General features: G+C 43.4%; 16 protein-coding genes. 6 read left to right on the forward strand and 10 right to left on the reverse strand.

What is annotated here, in order from left to right; translation table 11 throughout:
- Positions 1-566 (reverse strand): RNA-guided endonuclease InsQ/TnpB family protein (locus IM509_RS16870; protein WP_287717219.1); only part of this gene is annotated, 566 nt, incomplete at its 3' end.
- 258 nt (positions 567-824) lie between these two features.
- Here IM509_RS16870 and pdxA point away from each other — a divergent pair.
- Both pdxA and IM509_RS16880 read left to right on the forward strand, forming a co-directional pair.
- Positions 825-1,853 (forward strand): 4-hydroxythreonine-4-phosphate dehydrogenase PdxA, encoded by a 1,029-nt coding sequence (pdxA, locus tag IM509_RS16875; RefSeq protein WP_072924284.1) that lies wholly within the window; start codon positions 825-827, stop codon positions 1,851-1,853.
- 23 nt (positions 1,854-1,876) lie between these two features.
- Positions 1,877-3,241, forward strand: a complete 1,365-nt coding sequence (locus IM509_RS16880) for an NAD-dependent succinate-semialdehyde dehydrogenase (RefSeq protein ID WP_052277334.1) — start codon at positions 1,877-1,879, stop codon at positions 3,239-3,241.
- A 567-nt stretch (positions 3,242-3,808) separates the two neighbouring features.
- On the opposite strand, the gene IM509_RS16885 is transcribed toward IM509_RS16880, so the two are convergent.
- From IM509_RS16885 to lysA, 5 genes are all read right to left on the reverse strand, one after another.
- Positions 3,809-4,924 carry a hypothetical protein gene (locus tag IM509_RS16885; RefSeq protein ID WP_072924281.1) on the reverse strand — a complete coding sequence of 372 codons (1,116 nt, stop codon included), beginning with the start codon at positions 4,922-4,924 and terminating at the stop codon, positions 3,809-3,811.
- 130 nt (positions 4,925-5,054) lie between these two features.
- Positions 5,055-5,369 carry a DUF1825 family protein gene (locus IM509_RS16890; RefSeq protein ID WP_002738222.1) on the reverse strand — a complete coding sequence of 105 codons (315 nt, stop codon included), beginning with the start codon at positions 5,367-5,369 and terminating at the stop codon, positions 5,055-5,057.
- A 242-nt stretch (positions 5,370-5,611) separates the two neighbouring features.
- Entirely contained in the window at positions 5,612-6,361 is a 750-nt protein-coding gene (uppS, locus tag IM509_RS16895) for a polyprenyl diphosphate synthase (protein ID WP_002757028.1), read from the reverse strand.
- Positions 6,358-7,278 carry a diadenylate cyclase CdaA gene (gene cdaA / locus IM509_RS16900; protein ID WP_072924279.1) on the reverse strand — a complete coding sequence of 307 codons (921 nt, stop codon included), beginning with the start codon at positions 7,276-7,278 and terminating at the stop codon, positions 6,358-6,360. The genes uppS and cdaA overlap by 4 nt, the downstream gene beginning before the upstream one ends.
- Positions 7,279-7,299: 21 nt before the next feature.
- Positions 7,300-8,703, reverse strand: coding sequence for a diaminopimelate decarboxylase (lysA, locus tag IM509_RS16905; RefSeq protein WP_052277332.1), 1,404 nt, complete (start codon positions 8,701-8,703; stop codon positions 7,300-7,302).
- 33 nt (positions 8,704-8,736) lie between these two features.
- On the opposite strand from lysA, the gene IM509_RS16910 reads away from it, so the two are divergent.
- Both IM509_RS16910 and IM509_RS16915 read left to right on the forward strand, forming a co-directional pair.
- On the forward strand, positions 8,737-8,892 hold the full coding sequence (locus IM509_RS16910; protein WP_158269539.1) for a hypothetical protein: 156 nt from the start codon (positions 8,737-8,739) through the stop codon (positions 8,890-8,892).
- Between the two features lie 39 nt (positions 8,893-8,931).
- Complete coding sequence (locus tag IM509_RS16915) at positions 8,932-9,657, forward strand: GUN4 domain-containing protein (protein ID WP_185237930.1); 726 nt, start codon at positions 8,932-8,934, stop codon at positions 9,655-9,657.
- A 1-nt stretch (position 9,658) separates the two neighbouring features.
- Here IM509_RS16915 and IM509_RS16920 read toward each other — a convergent pair whose 3' ends face one another.
- From IM509_RS16920 to petM, 4 genes are all read right to left on the reverse strand, one after another.
- A complete protein-coding gene (locus IM509_RS16920; RefSeq protein WP_185237931.1) occupies positions 9,659-10,444 on the reverse strand; it encodes a hypothetical protein in 786 nt (261 codons plus the stop codon).
- Between the two features lie 44 nt (positions 10,445-10,488).
- Positions 10,489-11,436, reverse strand: a complete 948-nt coding sequence (thyD, locus tag IM509_RS16925; protein ID WP_002767243.1) for a thylakoid membrane protein ThyD — start codon at positions 11,434-11,436, stop codon at positions 10,489-10,491.
- Between the two features lie 186 nt (positions 11,437-11,622).
- Positions 11,623-11,982 (reverse strand): photosystem II reaction center protein Psb28, encoded by a 360-nt coding sequence (gene psb28 / locus IM509_RS16930; protein WP_002789257.1) that lies wholly within the window; start codon positions 11,980-11,982, stop codon positions 11,623-11,625.
- A gap of 105 nt (positions 11,983-12,087) precedes the next feature.
- Positions 12,088-12,201: a cytochrome b6-f complex subunit PetM gene (gene petM, locus IM509_RS16935; protein ID WP_002731506.1), complete on the reverse strand. Its 114-nt coding sequence runs from the start codon at positions 12,199-12,201 to the stop codon at positions 12,088-12,090.
- Positions 12,202-12,493: 292 nt separating this feature from the next.
- On the opposite strand from petM, the gene IM509_RS16940 reads away from it, so the two are divergent.
- Positions 12,494-13,015, forward strand: coding sequence for a DUF192 domain-containing protein (locus IM509_RS16940; RefSeq protein ID WP_002789258.1), 522 nt, complete (start codon positions 12,494-12,496; stop codon positions 13,013-13,015).
- A gap of 363 nt (positions 13,016-13,378) precedes the next feature.
- The gene (locus IM509_RS16945; RefSeq protein WP_002732568.1) at positions 13,379-13,573 is read left to right on the forward strand and encodes a DUF2949 domain-containing protein; all 195 of its coding nucleotides are present in this window, start codon (positions 13,379-13,381) and stop codon (positions 13,571-13,573) included.
- The last annotated feature ends 347 nt before the right edge of the window (positions 13,574-13,920 follow it).

A 13,920-nucleotide genomic window follows, 5' to 3' on the forward strand; every position in this document is an offset into this window, starting at 1 on the left:
ATTCCTGTTATTTGTCCCGTTGGTTTATGGTATTCTTGCCGTTCTACGTCAATCAAAAACTGGCAATAATAACCGTCAGCACGTCTAACAACTCTTACCCGTTTAATCTGTTGCTCTGAATAATAAACTAAGGTTTTTTGATTACACCATAAATCAAATTCTCCTGCTTTAAAACCATCAGTGAACTTGATTTTACGTCTATCATCAGATAGTTTGTAGCCTGTTAGTTTATACTCAACCGAACGGCTATGCTTTTTGAACCGAGGAAAACCCTTTTTCCCCGGTATCTTAGCATGACAATTCTGGTAAAACCTATTAATTGATTGCCAGGCTCTATCAGCAGCCGATTGACGAGCTTGAGAGTTTAATTTATTAACCCATGGTGTCTCTTTATTGTTAGCTAGTACCGCACAAAGCTTTTGAAGATCATTCCGGGTTGTCCCCTTATTGTCCATCCAATAACGAACACAAGAGTTACGCACAAACTGAGATGTCCTAATTGCTTCATCAAGCCGGTGATATTGTTCTGGTGTCCCGTTTTTTAGCTTGGCTTCTACGACTAGCATTGATTAATCCTCGACCCTTGGATCGTTTAATTATAACACAGTTTACCTACAAATGGTAGAATTAAAATCGTGCTTCGCAGTCAATATCCTGGTCGGATTTCATCCCCCGCAAAGGTTGATGTCTTGTCGAAAAATTTAGCGGGGGCATTCATCCGACATTTTAGGTAAACTGAAGATTGTTTACTGATTTATTCCCTCCTGATAATTGTCAACGATGAGATTAATCGGGAGAATTAGCAATATTGACGGCCAAAATTTATGGAATCCGCCTATTTTATTCCCCGTCTAGTTATCCCCGTCGGTGATCCCGCCGGAATCGGCCCTGAAGTGGTGTTAAAAGCGATCGCCGATTCCCTAATCTCGTCTATTTGTCAGATTACTCTAATCGGCACCAGAACGCTTCTCGAAAAAGCCTATCACGATCCCCATCTCCTCGATCGCTTTTCTCTGATCGATTTGCCCTACAATCAAGAAAAAATCGTTTGCGGGCGTGGGGATGCCCATAGTGGTGAAATTAGCTTTCTTTACCTGCAAGAAGCCATAAAACGCACCCTCAAGGGCGAATTTGATGGTATTGTCACCGGTCCGATCGCTAAATCCTGTTGGCAGTTGGCAGGTTATGATTTCCCCGGTCAAACGGAGGTTTTAGCTACCATGGCGGGAATTAACCGTTATGGGATGCTATTCGTCGCTAAATCGCCTCAAACCGGCTATAACTTACGCACTCTCCTCGCCACTACCCATATCCCCCTGCGAGAAGTTCCTGATGCTCTTAACCCCGATCTGATGACCCGAAAATTAGACCTATTGATCGAGTCTTTAAAGCTAGATTTCGGCATCGATCGCCCCAAAATCGCCATATCCGGCCTTAATCCCCACAGTGGCGAAGCGGGAAAACTGGGAAGGGAAGAAAAAGACTGGTTACAGCCTTGGTTGCAGTCAATGGGACAAAAATACCCGCAAACCCAATTAATCGGCCTTGTCCCCCCCGATACCCTTTGGGTGGAACCCGGACGCGCTTGGTTTAGCGGTGCAGGGCAAACCGCCGACGCATATCTGGCATTATACCACGATCAGGGTCTAATTCCCGTGAAATTAATGGCTTTTGACTGTGCTGTTAATACTACCATCGGTTTACCTTTTGTTCGCACCTCTCCAGACCACGGGACGGCTTTTGATATCGCCGGTCTTGGCATCGCTAGGGCCCAGAGTATGCAAGCGGCGATCCAATTAGCGATCGAATTATGTCAGCAGCGGGACAACCGGAGAACTAAACTAGAGATATAGCCCTCGATAGGAGACAATTGGATATGGGTATCGCTTCAGTTAACCCTGCCACGGGAGAAATTCTCAAGACTTTTACCCCTCTAACCTCGGAGGAATTGGCGGCGAAATTGGCCCTAGCTGAGGCGACTTTTCAGCAGTATCGCCGCACCGCCATCAGTGAACGGGGACAGTGGTTACGGCAAGCGGCGGACATTTTGGAACGGGATCAAGTAGCATTGGCTAAAACCATGACTTTAGAAATGGGGAAACCAATCAAATCAGCGATCGCAGAAGTCCTCAAATGTGCCTTGGTTTGTCGTTTTTATGCCGATAATGCCGCCGGTTATCTGGAAGATGTGCTGATTACCACCGATGCTAGTCGCAGTTTTGTCCGTTATCAACCTTTAGGGGTGATTTTAGCGGTTATGCCCTGGAATTTCCCTTTATGGCAAGTATTTCGCTTTGCTGCCCCCGCTTTAATGGCGGGAAATGTCGGCCTACTCAAACACGCTTCTAATGTCCCCCAATCAGCTTTAGCGGTGGAAAGAATTTTATTAGAAGCCGGTTTTCCCGAAGGTGCTTTTCAAACTCTCTTGATCGGGGCCGATCGCGTTAGTGATTTAATTAACGATGAACGGGTAAAAGCCGCCACTTTAACCGGTAGTGAACCGGCGGGGATGAGTTTAGCAGCCGCCGCAGGAAAACAGATCAAAAAAGTGGTTTTGGAGTTGGGAGGTAGTGATCCTTTTCTCGTTTTAGATAGTGCCGATATCGAGGCGGCAGCGGCTACGGCAGTGACGGCGCGATTGTTAAATAATGGTCAGACTTGTATCGCTGCTAAACGGTTTATTGTCATGGAAACTGTCGCCGATCAATTTGAACAGTTATTAGTGGCTAAATTCCAAGCTTTAAGAGTGGGTGATCCCCTCGATGAAACTGTTGATATCGGTCCTTTGGCCACGGTATCGATCGTCTCGGAAATTGCCCATCAAGTCGAAAAAACCGTCGCTATGGGTGGTAAAGTCCTTGTGGGGGGTCAACGTTTAGAGGGAAAAGGTAACTTTTATCTACCAACGATTTTAACCGATATTCCTGTCGGTTCTCCGGGGGAAAAAGAGGAATTTTTTGGACCGGTGGCTTTACTATTTCGAGTCAAAAATATCGATGAAGCGATCGCTTTAGCTAATGATAGTCCCTTTGGTTTAGGTTCTAGTGCTTGGACGAATAACCCCGCAGAAATTGAGCGTTTAATTACCGAAATTGAGGCCGGTTGTGTGTTTATTAACGGTATGGTTAAATCCGATCCTCGCTTGCCCTTTGGGGGTATTAAACGTTCTGGTTTTGGACGGGAATTAAGTGTCGAAGGTATTCGCGAATTTGTCAACGTTAAAACTGTTTGGATTAAGTAAACCAGTAGGGTGGGTTAGCAACGCGTAACCCACCACCATAACCAAAATCACCCACCACAATTGTCGGTGCGTTACGCTATCGAAGAGCGCACCCTACGGATTAAAAATATATATGCCGCGCATTTTTGATAATATTGAGTCCCATTTATTGCCAATTTTACAGAAAAGTTTATTAGCAGCCCAAGGGGCTGATTTTTGTGTGGGTTATTTTAATTTGCGTGGTTGGCAGTAACCTTTACACCTTTAATACCTTTGACCTTTATGATGAGCTAAGGCCATTTGATCATAAGAAATGGGTGATACTCTTTTTAATCTTTGTCCTCACTAATAGATAAAAAAACAACAAGAAAGGGAAGAGAAATTAAAATTATTAATAAATAAATCAAAAAATTTAGGTCTCGACTATTATATTTACAAAAACGAAATAACCCATTTTCAAATTGATTCCACAATCGGTAAATTCACCTCAAAGCTGAGTCAATTTTTCTAGATTCAAATCTTACTCTAAGTTTCATTTTTAAAGTATCTAAACTTGTGTTAATAAACCTTGGAAAGTGAAAAGATACATTAATAGGTTCTCACTAAGGATTTATTGACACTGGCTTCAATTTGATAAATAGAGGAAAGGACGCTACCTTGATGATTATTGACTAGATCATATTTGACTTCTTGTAAATAATTAAAAATGGCATCCCGCAGAATTGGTTTTTCAATGTTTACCGTGTGCTGATAGTCCCATAAATCCCAAATTATCAAACCAATTCCCACGATTGGATCTATTAATTCTGCCCCAAAACTACTCGCTACTGCTCCACCAGTTTTAGTGGCAATTTTCGCCCCCGTTTTTCCCGCTAGGGACAAATAAACTGTGCTGCCCACTTTCATCACTGGGATCAGAGATTTAACTCCCAAAGCAGTGGCACCACCGACTAAAAGTTTAATTGATGTGTTAGAAATATTGCCCTCGGTATCTTGAATTGTTATGGCTATATCACCAAGATAACGATCCCATTTGCCTTGGGGAATTTGATAACTGGCCTGAATATTCTCTAATTCATTGCTTAAATTACTGACATATAAATTAACGGCATCCCTAGTAATTCTCTCTAGACGTAATTGGGCCTCTTGGGGACGAATTACCCGTTTAGTAAACTCGGTTTGAATAGTTTTGGTCAAATTTTCTGCCACCACCTGTTCCGGGGGTGGATTATCTGTATTGACCCAGTGAGCGATCGAGGAGTATAATCCGCTTAAAAAGGCCTTACCCTCAAATTGTTTTTGATTGAAATAGTTAAAATACCAAGGCAAAAAACCCTGATCTACTCTTGTCATCAACTCCTCCACCCATCCCTCAATTTCTCCTAGGGCAAAGCTTTGAGAATTGGCTCTCGCTGTCTGTAAAGCTTGGCTAATTTCTCGATCGATTTGACTGTTAGATTTTTGGGGTATAGTGATGGGAATCTCTAGGTTAGTTTCGGTAGCAACCTTAGTTTTTAATGGTTCATTGCTGGCAGTTCCTAGCCAAATTTTCCCTAAAAGAGGCACGATAACCACTAGAACAACTATAGCCCAAATTAACGGGGTTATCGCCTTAATCAGTTGACTGATCGCCTGAATGCGGTTAGTTTTTTCACTATACTGAGGTGGCTCAATATTCTCTTGTGAATCTGGCCTGGAGTTCATCAGCTAACCTACTTAAAATTATTAGATCATCGTTCTCGAAAAACCGCAGAAACCCCAAATTTCTGAGCGGTAAACTGGAGAGGCCATTATCGGGCAAAAGACAGCCAATACCCGATAAATATCGGCAATTTTAGCGAATTTCTGCCTTCATCCGCTCAAGGGTTTGCTGCATTTGGTCGAACATCATTTGCGGAGTCATGCCAAATTGACCTAATTGGGTTTTTAGCTGTTCTACGGTCATTTGGGCGGAAAAATCCTCAGATAACTCAAAACGCTTCATAAATATCTTGTAGCGTTCCATTAACTCCTCCATCCTATCGATAAAGATGATTTTACCCTCTCGATCGAATTTCCCGTACTCGCTGCCCAGTTGTGTGAGAGACTGGTAATCCTCAAATAGCTGTCTAGCTTCCTGTTGAACCACTTCTGAGTCAAAGAATCCCATAATCTTAAAACTGCTTATCATCGATAGTTATTCTCCCCCCTATTTTATTTTAGCCGGGGAAAAAGTCTAGCTGCAGCCGGTTTACGGATTACCGTATTGGGGAAATCGAGCAGATCACAAACGACCTCTCGTCGCAGTTTAACCGTTGCCCTAGGGAGTAATTTAAGATTAAAAGTGAAAAATCAAAAATTGTCCTTTAACTGCTCCACAGTGGCTATTTCGCTAAATTTGGGCTGCAGGCTCTATAATTTGCCAAAACGACGATGACGACCCTGATAATCTTTTAAAGCGCGGTGAAATTGCACTCGATCGAAATCGGGCCAGAGGGTGTCAGTAACATAGATTTCCGCGTAGGCCATTTGCCATAGTAAAAAATTACTAATTCGCATTTCCCCACTACTGCGAATTAACAGGTCTGGGTTAGGAATCCCAGCAGTATAAAGATACTGTTCAAAGAGAGATTCATCGATCGCTTCTGGGGAGACTAAACCCTGTTGCACCTGACGAGCGATCGCCTGACAAGCTTGCACGATCTCCTCTCGGCCACCATAATTAGTAGCCACCGTAAATTGAATACCGGAATTTTTGCTAGTTTCTGCTTGAGATTTAGCAATTTCCCGTCTTAAAGACTCTGGCAAGGCTGATAAATTACCAATAAAGCGAATTTTGACATTTTGCTGCATCATTTCTTCTAATTCCCGCCGCAAAACCCGCTCGAATAGAGTCATTAAAAACTCTACTTCCTCCAGGGGACGACCCCAATTTTCCGTCGAAAAAGCATAAGCAGTTAAAGCGGGAATCCCCCAGTCGCGACAACAGCGCAGCAAGTCTTTGAGTGCATCTACTCCCCGTTGATGGCCCATAATCCGGGGTAAACCACGATTTTTCGCCCAACGACCGTTCCCATCCATAATCACTGCGACGTGCTGAGGCAAACGGTTTTTATCTAAATCCGTAGGTAATTCTGGTGATAAGCTCGGTTTAACAGTCATTTTCTATCTTTCGGGGTTGCGCTGGGCGAACGGGAGAATTTTTCTAAGATTAGACGACCTTTTAAGCCAATTGTACGCCCTAAACGTCCCCAACTCGGTGCGACCACTTCCCCCTCTCCCGACGGAGAAAACTTCGCTTCGAGCAGCTCTTTTAGTTTACTACTGGTTAAAGGCCGATCCAAATTACCCCCCGACGCGAGGGAAATCGAGCCAGTTTCCTCAGAAACCACAATACAGATACAATTATCTAGCCTTTCGGTAATGCCCATGGCTGCCCGATGACGGGTGCCTAATTGCCTAGAGGTACTGCGCTCCGATAGGGGTAGAATAACACCAGCGGCCACCACTCGATCGCCGCGGATAAAGACGGCCCCATCGTGCAGTAAAGTTTTAGTTTGAAAAATAGTTTGAATTAATTCCTTAGATACTTCGCCATTTAGCGTCACCCCCGGATTGACAAACACCTTGGTGTCGAGATTGCCACTGGTTTCTAATACCATCAGCGCGCCGGTGCGATTTTGAGATAGATCCTTCACCGCGTCCACTAACTCATCAATGACATTATCGGTCTTGGGAGTGGGGGAACTTTTTTTAAATAATTCCCACACTTGACCTTTGCCCAATAATTCTAAAAAACGGCGGAATTCTGACTGAAAAATCACAGCGATGGCCACGGCCGACCCCAAAATCAATTTTTCTAGGACTAACCCCAGCAAGCGCAATCCTAGGGCATCGCTAATCACCGAGGCCAGCATTAAATAGATTAGTCCCCGCACCATCCAAAAAGTACGCCGCTCGCCGATAATTAGCAGCAGCATATAGGTAAGGAGGAGAACTAACCCAAAGTCTAGCAATGACAGACCATGGCTGAGAATCCAGGACAATAACCGGCGAGGGTCCAGAAAAAAACCCGACATGGGGGACAATGGCGATGAGGTTTACATCAAGGAGAGTCGAGTGGGTAGGCGGTCTTGACGCAGCAGAGCCGCCAGATTTTCCCGTTCGAGGATCAGATTAGCTTCTCCATTTTGGACAATTACCGCCGCCGGACGGGGTAAGCGGTTGTAATTAGAAGCCATACTGTAGTTATAGGCTCCCGTGGCTAAAACCACTAAAATATCCCCCGGGTTGGTTTTCGGTAGCGCAATATCCTTAATTAGAATATCGCCAGATTCACAGTGTTTTCCAGCTATTGTCACCACTTCCTGACATTCTTGACTCATTTTATTGGCGACCACGGCCCGGTAAACCGATTGATAGGTAATCGGTCGGGGATTGTCGGACATTCCGCCATCGACGGCGATATAGGTGCGGATTTCGGGGATTTCTTTGCGATTACCCACTGTATAGGCCGTTACGCAAGCGGTGGCAATCAGAGAACGTCCCGGTTCGGCAATGAGCAGCGGATAAGCGATACCTCTTTCCTGACAAGCTTTGGCCACTGCTAAGGACACCGCTTGCACCCATTCCTCGATACTTGGGGGGTCATCACTTTCGAGGTAGCGAATTCCTAAACCACCCCCGACGTTTAATTGCTGTAGGGGTAAACCCCGTTCTAAACCTAATTTAAACCAATCTGCCAAGACAGCGGCTAAGTCTTGGTGGGGTTGACGTTCAAAAATCTGGGAACCGATGTGAGCGTGTAAACCCAGACAATTCAGCAGCGGATGAGCTAAAACATAGTCAAATACCGCTTCGATTTGATGAGGGTCAAAACCAAATTTACTGTCTAAGTGACCCGTGCGAATATATTCGTGGGTGTGGCACTCGATGCCGGGGGTTAAGCGCAAGAGGATCGGAATAGGGGTATCAGGACGGTTTTCGCCTAATTTAACCAGATTTTCTAACTCTAGCCAGTTATCAACGATAATAATGCAGTTATGCTCGAGCGCATATTCTAACTCGGCGCTCGATTTGTTATTACCATGAAAGTATATCGGCACAGCGGTTTTATTGATCTGGTCTAAAGCGGTTAACACCGTGTGAATTTCTCCGGCCGACACCACATCAAAACCTAATCCCTCCCTAGCGACCACGGCCGATACAGCCAGACAATTCCACGCTTTCGAGGCATAAATTACCCTAGATTCTCCGGGATAATGAGTCTGGAAACCTTGCAGGTATTGACGACAGGCAGTGCGGAGGGTGACTTCATCGACAATATACAAGGGTGAACCGAAAAGTTCCACTAGGGTGGTCACATCACAACCACCGATTTCTAGACAATCGCGGTTATTAACCTTGGCTGTCAGGGGGAACAGGGTTTGATTCGGGGATAGACAATCTTGATAGGCTAAATATTTTTGTCCGGAATTGTTGATTTTAGGTTCAGTTGATAGCATGAGCGGTGTTTTTTGTCAATAAATCGATAAATTTTGTTACAATCTCCGCGCATCCCCGATTCAGTTAAGGGAATTTTGACCGTCGGTGATCTAGATAACCAAAATAGTTCTCTCTTTCAGTGTACGATCAACGACCCGCTAAAAATCCCTTTTTTGTCAGGAAAAAATCGAGCAGCCACCCCGAAATAGTGGTAATAGTATTGAAGGAGTGGTCTTAAAAGTGATGATATGACTGACCAGAATGGCGTGTTAGTAGAAGAACAAAGCGAGGATATTACCCGTAAGATGAGTCAATTAGCCACCGAGTCGCCGAAAAATCAATTACAGATCCTGACACAATTAGCCGGAACCGGAGAAGGTGGCCTAACCGTATTGAGAGATTTTTTATTAGCCGAGCGCCCCACTCCTGTTAATCTGGTGACAGGTAAGGCTTATCAATTGCTCTATCAAGATAATAGCGCTCAGAGCAAGGAATTTTTAGCTAATTATTTTCCCACGGGGGTTGTTCCCCTCGATAGTGCTAAAGGTATCGATTATCGACTTTTACAGGAATTATTGGCTAAACAGGATTTTCAAACTGCCGATAGTCTTACCCGTCAAAAACTCTGTGAATTAGCAGGAGAAGGGGCAATACAGAGGAAATGGGTCTATTTTACGGAAGTAGAAGCTTTTCCCAAGGTTGACATTCAGACTATTGATAATCTTTGGTTAGTTCATTCGGAAGGGAAATTCGGTTGGTCGGTGCAGCGCAAATTATGGCTCGGTGTGGGTCAAGATTTCCCGAAACTCTGGCCGAAAATTGGCTGGAAAAATGGCAATAATTGGACGAAATACCCGCAGGAATTTATCTGGGATTTAAGCGCTCCCGTGGGCCATTTACCCCTGTTAAATCAACTGCGCGGGGTGAGAGTGGCCGCCTCTTTATTCTCCCATCCCGTCTGGAGTGAAAAATAGATTAGCGATAGTAAAAATCGTAGTTTTTTAGGGCATTCAGTCGGGCTAAATTGAGACGATAATGATAGCCTAGCCTTTTTTGGAGAGGTTGCCAAAAATCTTTTTTAATGGGAGGTTGATGACTGGCATCAAGGTGATTCGTTTTGTTTTTGAGGATTAACCAAGCTTCACTGGTATCTACTGTCCACCCGACTTTTGCTGCCGCTAGTCCCATAATACTGCCTTCGCCACTGTGCATTCCTTTCATTTCTAAATAGAGTGCTATCTTCCCCCAAAAATGCAAAAACTCTTGCTCTTTCCCTCCATCTCTAGTGACTATAAATAAAGACTCTCCAATCCAATTTACTTGTTCACTCGGAATTCCTAGTTTTTCAGAAACCCTGATTAAATTAGGTAAATCCCGAGGACGATATTTTTTATTATGCTCAACCATACTCTGATGACAACCAACGATACCTGGAGTAAAATCAAGATTGTCCGGTAATGATTCTATTAGTCTTGTATCCGCATCGATAAAAATAGCTGTCGGAAATAACTTTAAACTTTCTTCTAGAACAAAGCGTTTATCATTATAACAATGTAAAATACCTTTTTGAGTATGTTTAAAAGCCATAACATTGGGACTATTATCAAAATACTGAGGGGCATCAGTTCCCACCACTAGACTGCTCTGAGGGGCGTATTTTTGTAAATCTTCAGCCAAAGTTTTAGTTAATTTTTGATACTTTTCTCTTAGGGCTAAAGTGCAAAAACAATAATTTGCTGTCGGCTCGGAAAGATTCATCATAGACCGTTAGTATTGAGAATTTTTCCCCCCAGTATATCAGCTTTCTACATTTTCGGGACAATTTCCTCTAAGGCCGCTTCTAGATTAGGATAACGATAGTCAAAACCGATCGCTTGAGTGGCTTTTGGCAGCACTTCTTGACCTTCTAAGACGATTTTTGCTCCTTCTCCCAAGAGAATTTCCAGGGCAAAATCCGGCACTGGCAACCAAGAAGGACGCTTCATTACTTCCCCTAAAATCTGACAGAATTCTTTCATCCGGACGGGATTGGGTGCAGTAGCGTTGAAAGTACCGTTAATTTCTGGGCGATCTAGACAATAGATAATTAAATTAATTAAATCATCCCGATGAATCCAAGAAAACCACTGACGACCGCTGCCAATCGGACCGCCGGCAAAAAGTTTGAAGGGTGGGATCATTTTCCCTAAAGCACCCCCATTGCCTAAAACAATACCCGTGCGAAGAATGACTAAACGAGTGCCGTAATCTTTAACTTTTTGGGCGGCTGTTTCCCACTTTTTACAGACATCTGCTAGAAAATCGCCACCGGGAGGGCTATTTTCGTCAAAACTAGCGGTTTCACTGGTTCCATAGTAACCGATCGCCGAGGAGTTAATTAAAACTTTCGGTTTCTGGGCGGCAAGTGCGGTCGCAACGCGCTCGCTACGCGAGATCGCCTCGACAATTTTCTCGGTGCCGATTTGCCGACTAGCGACGATTGCTCGTTTTGCTTCACCGGTCCAGCGTTCCGAAATCGGTTCTCCCGCTAGATTAATCACCGCGTCACATCCGGAAATCTCTTTTTGCCAATCCCCCGATTCTGTGGCGATATAGGGAATAATCTCTATCTTAGGATAGATTGACTTTGGGTACATTCTTAGGGCTTTATCGGGATTGCGAGTCAAAATTAGGATGTCATCGCCGCGATCATAGAGTTTGACCACCAATCGACTACCCACAAATCCCGTCGCCCCAGTAATCGCTATTTTCATGGTTTCTTGACTAAATTTATCCTTATTTTAGCTGGTTTTTAACTATCAGAATTCAGGAGTTGAGAGTTGGGGTTTTAGGGTTTTAGGGTTTTAGGGTTTTAGTTGAAATTTCCCCATTCCCCTATCTCCCCACACCCCACACCCCACACCCTACACCCTACACCCTACACCCCATCACCCCACTTCTCACTTATCCTGATAACCCATCCCGTTAGCTGCCGCGTAACGATTCATAAAGCGCATAAAACGCTCCCAGTGTTCATCGGTGATTTCAAAACCACATTCTACCCGTTGAATTTCATCCCCTTCATCTCCTCCAAAAATAAACTTAGTCGAGTTGGGAATAACTGTAATCACTCCTTCCTCATCGGTGAGACGGAGATCACCGTAGGTACGGGTGGTGAAACTTTGGAAACGTTCGATCGCTTTCAGGGTTTTAAAAGTCATCAGGACATTGCGAATCCCAGTACTTTTATTTTTGCGGAGACTAACACCGCTTAATTCTTCTGATAAACCGACAAAAAACTCGATCGTGGGAGTGGTCATAGGTGTGGGTAGAAAATTTTAGTTATTGATTTTTTCTTAATTACTTTTGAAGGGAAAAAAGTAGTTCATGATTACTAATAAAGTAACCATGAACCGAAAAACAAGCTATTCCGCTTCTCCACCTTGGATTTTGAGGAGGAGAAAACCCCAAGCTAATCCGACGAGGACGAGAACGATCGCCACGATCGGCCCATTAAATAACATACTTTCCGCGGTCATGGTGATTGCTCCTGAGCCTACAATAATCGATCATATAGATAAGTGGTATTTTAACCCACGAAGGCGATCGACTGCAGCCGGACTGGGGCAAAATTGAGGGGGAAAATCGGCAAATAAATTTGAGAACTTTCCTAGTATATACGTTCTAACAATCCTCAAGGAAGGATGCTCACCCCCATGCTAGATATTTTTAATACTATCTTTATATTTTTTGTCGCCACTTTGTGTTAATCTCTTATCTGCTTAATTCTCCACTTATCCTGGGAAAATTAAGTATTGATAACTATTGGTGATGACCGGTAAAAAATCATTTATGCTCAAGATTAAGTTAATATTATTTTTAGGTTTGTTGCTGCTGAGTTGTCAATCGACTAATCTCAATGGTAATAATAGTTCGATGGCTCAGATTACGACTGAGAATCAAGGGCAAATATTACCGATCACGGCCAAAGCAGATATTAATGGTGAGATGATTGAGTTAGAAGTTGCTCAAACCAGCGAACAACAGGCCAAGGGTTTAATGTATCGCTCGTCTTTGCAGAAAAATCGCGGTATGCTATTTCCCTTTGCACAACCTCTGGTGGCCCGGTTTTGGATGAAAAATGTCTCGATTCCTCTAGACATGATTTTTCTAAAAGATGGTATAGTGAAAGCAGTTTTGCTCAATGTCCCTCCTTGTGCTGTGGATCCTTGTCCTGTCTATGGGCCAAACACCATGGTTAATCAAGTGATCGAACTAGCTGGGGGTCGAGCGAAAGAATTAGGAGTGAAAGAAGGAAATAAAATTAAGATTGAGTTTATCTCAAGACCTTAATTTTTGAAAATGGTGTTAACTTTCTTATAAAAAGTGTCCCTTGTCTGGAAATATAAGTATGGCTGTTATAAGCTATTACGCATTTATACTGTTTAAGATATAACCATATCGATTAAGATTTTTATAGTCTATCAAGTTATAGATTGAATAATCTTTACCCTTGCTATAGATTAAACAGAGACAAAATTCTACTGGAGCTAACGGGACTATTTGTAAGAGAGCCAGCGATTTTTAGAAAAGCACTCTCTATCATCGAGATAGCTTAGATACAGAAAAACGGTCCCAGGACTAACTGTCCTTGAAACCGATCAGGTGGTGTTTTATTGAAATTACGAGATATACTATTGAGGAAAAAGTACCCCCATGTCCACGATTGCCTATTCCCAATTCCGACAATTTCTACAAGAGGAATTGTCCCTTCCCCAAGAATCGATCGCTATGGCCGAGCGCTCGATCCAATCTGATAAAATTCATTTACCGATGATTCTCTGGCAGTACGGTTTAGTGACCTTGGAACAATTAGACAAAATTTATGATTTTCTCGAAGAGGTAGTATAATCTTGCAATTGCTCACTATTGACAAGGAGAATAATTGCCATGGTTGCTCATAGTTTCTGGCACAATTTGAAAATTCCCATCTTAAAAACTACCAATCATCACTTGAGAAGTGGGTTTAAATAACCCACTTTTTTAATAGCTATACAATTGAGAATTATCGATTAACTGTTCAGTCCATGAAACCCCATGACCAATTTGCCAAAAATTACCTTGAACAATTACTTTCTCCCCTGGGAACCGTCGAAATCAGCAAAGAAGTCAGCGACGAAACCCGACAGATAGATTTATTTTTTTCCCCCAATCCCGAACCCAACCCCGATTATCTGGGATTATTAGGCAGAATTGTC

This window comes from Microcystis sp. M31BS1 (genome assembly GCF_020245285.1).
GTDB lineage: Bacteria > Cyanobacteriota > Cyanobacteriia > Cyanobacteriales > Microcystaceae > Microcystis > Microcystis panniformis.

Bases quoted from the DNA above. Each gene is read 5' to 3' on its own strand.
- pdxA (WP_072924284.1), top strand. From the start codon at position 825: ATGGAATCCGCCTATTTTATTCCCCGTCTAGTTATCCCCGTCGGTGAT.
- IM509_RS16880 (WP_052277334.1), top strand. From the start codon at position 1,877: ATGGGTATCGCTTCAGTTAACCCTGCCACGGGAGAAATTCTCAAGACT.
- IM509_RS16885 (WP_072924281.1), bottom strand. From the start codon at position 4,924: ATGAACTCCAGGCCAGATTCACAAGAGAATATTGAGCCACCTCAGTAT.
- IM509_RS16890 (WP_002738222.1), bottom strand. From the start codon at position 5,369: ATGGGATTCTTTGACTCAGAAGTGGTTCAACAGGAAGCTAGACAGCTA.
- uppS (WP_002757028.1), bottom strand. From the start codon at position 6,361: ATGACTGTTAAACCGAGCTTATCACCAGAATTACCTACGGATTTAGAT.
- cdaA (WP_072924279.1), bottom strand. From the start codon at position 7,278: ATGTCGGGTTTTTTTCTGGACCCTCGCCGGTTATTGTCCTGGATTCTC.
- lysA (WP_052277332.1), bottom strand. From the start codon at position 8,703: ATGCTATCAACTGAACCTAAAATCAACAATTCCGGACAAAAATATTTA.
- IM509_RS16915 (WP_185237930.1), top strand. From the start codon at position 8,932: ATGACTGACCAGAATGGCGTGTTAGTAGAAGAACAAAGCGAGGATATT.
- IM509_RS16920 (WP_185237931.1), bottom strand. From the start codon at position 10,444: ATGATGAATCTTTCCGAGCCGACAGCAAATTATTGTTTTTGCACTTTA.
- thyD (WP_002767243.1), bottom strand. From the start codon at position 11,436: ATGAAAATAGCGATTACTGGGGCGACGGGATTTGTGGGTAGTCGATTG.
- psb28 (WP_002789257.1), bottom strand. From the start codon at position 11,982: ATGACCACTCCCACGATCGAGTTTTTTGTCGGTTTATCAGAAGAATTA.
- petM (WP_002731506.1), bottom strand. From the start codon at position 12,201: ATGACCGCGGAAAGTATGTTATTTAATGGGCCGATCGTGGCGATCGTT.
- IM509_RS16940 (WP_002789258.1), top strand. From the start codon at position 12,494: ATGACCGGTAAAAAATCATTTATGCTCAAGATTAAGTTAATATTATTT.
- IM509_RS16945 (WP_002732568.1), top strand. From the start codon at position 13,379: ATGTCCACGATTGCCTATTCCCAATTCCGACAATTTCTACAAGAGGAA.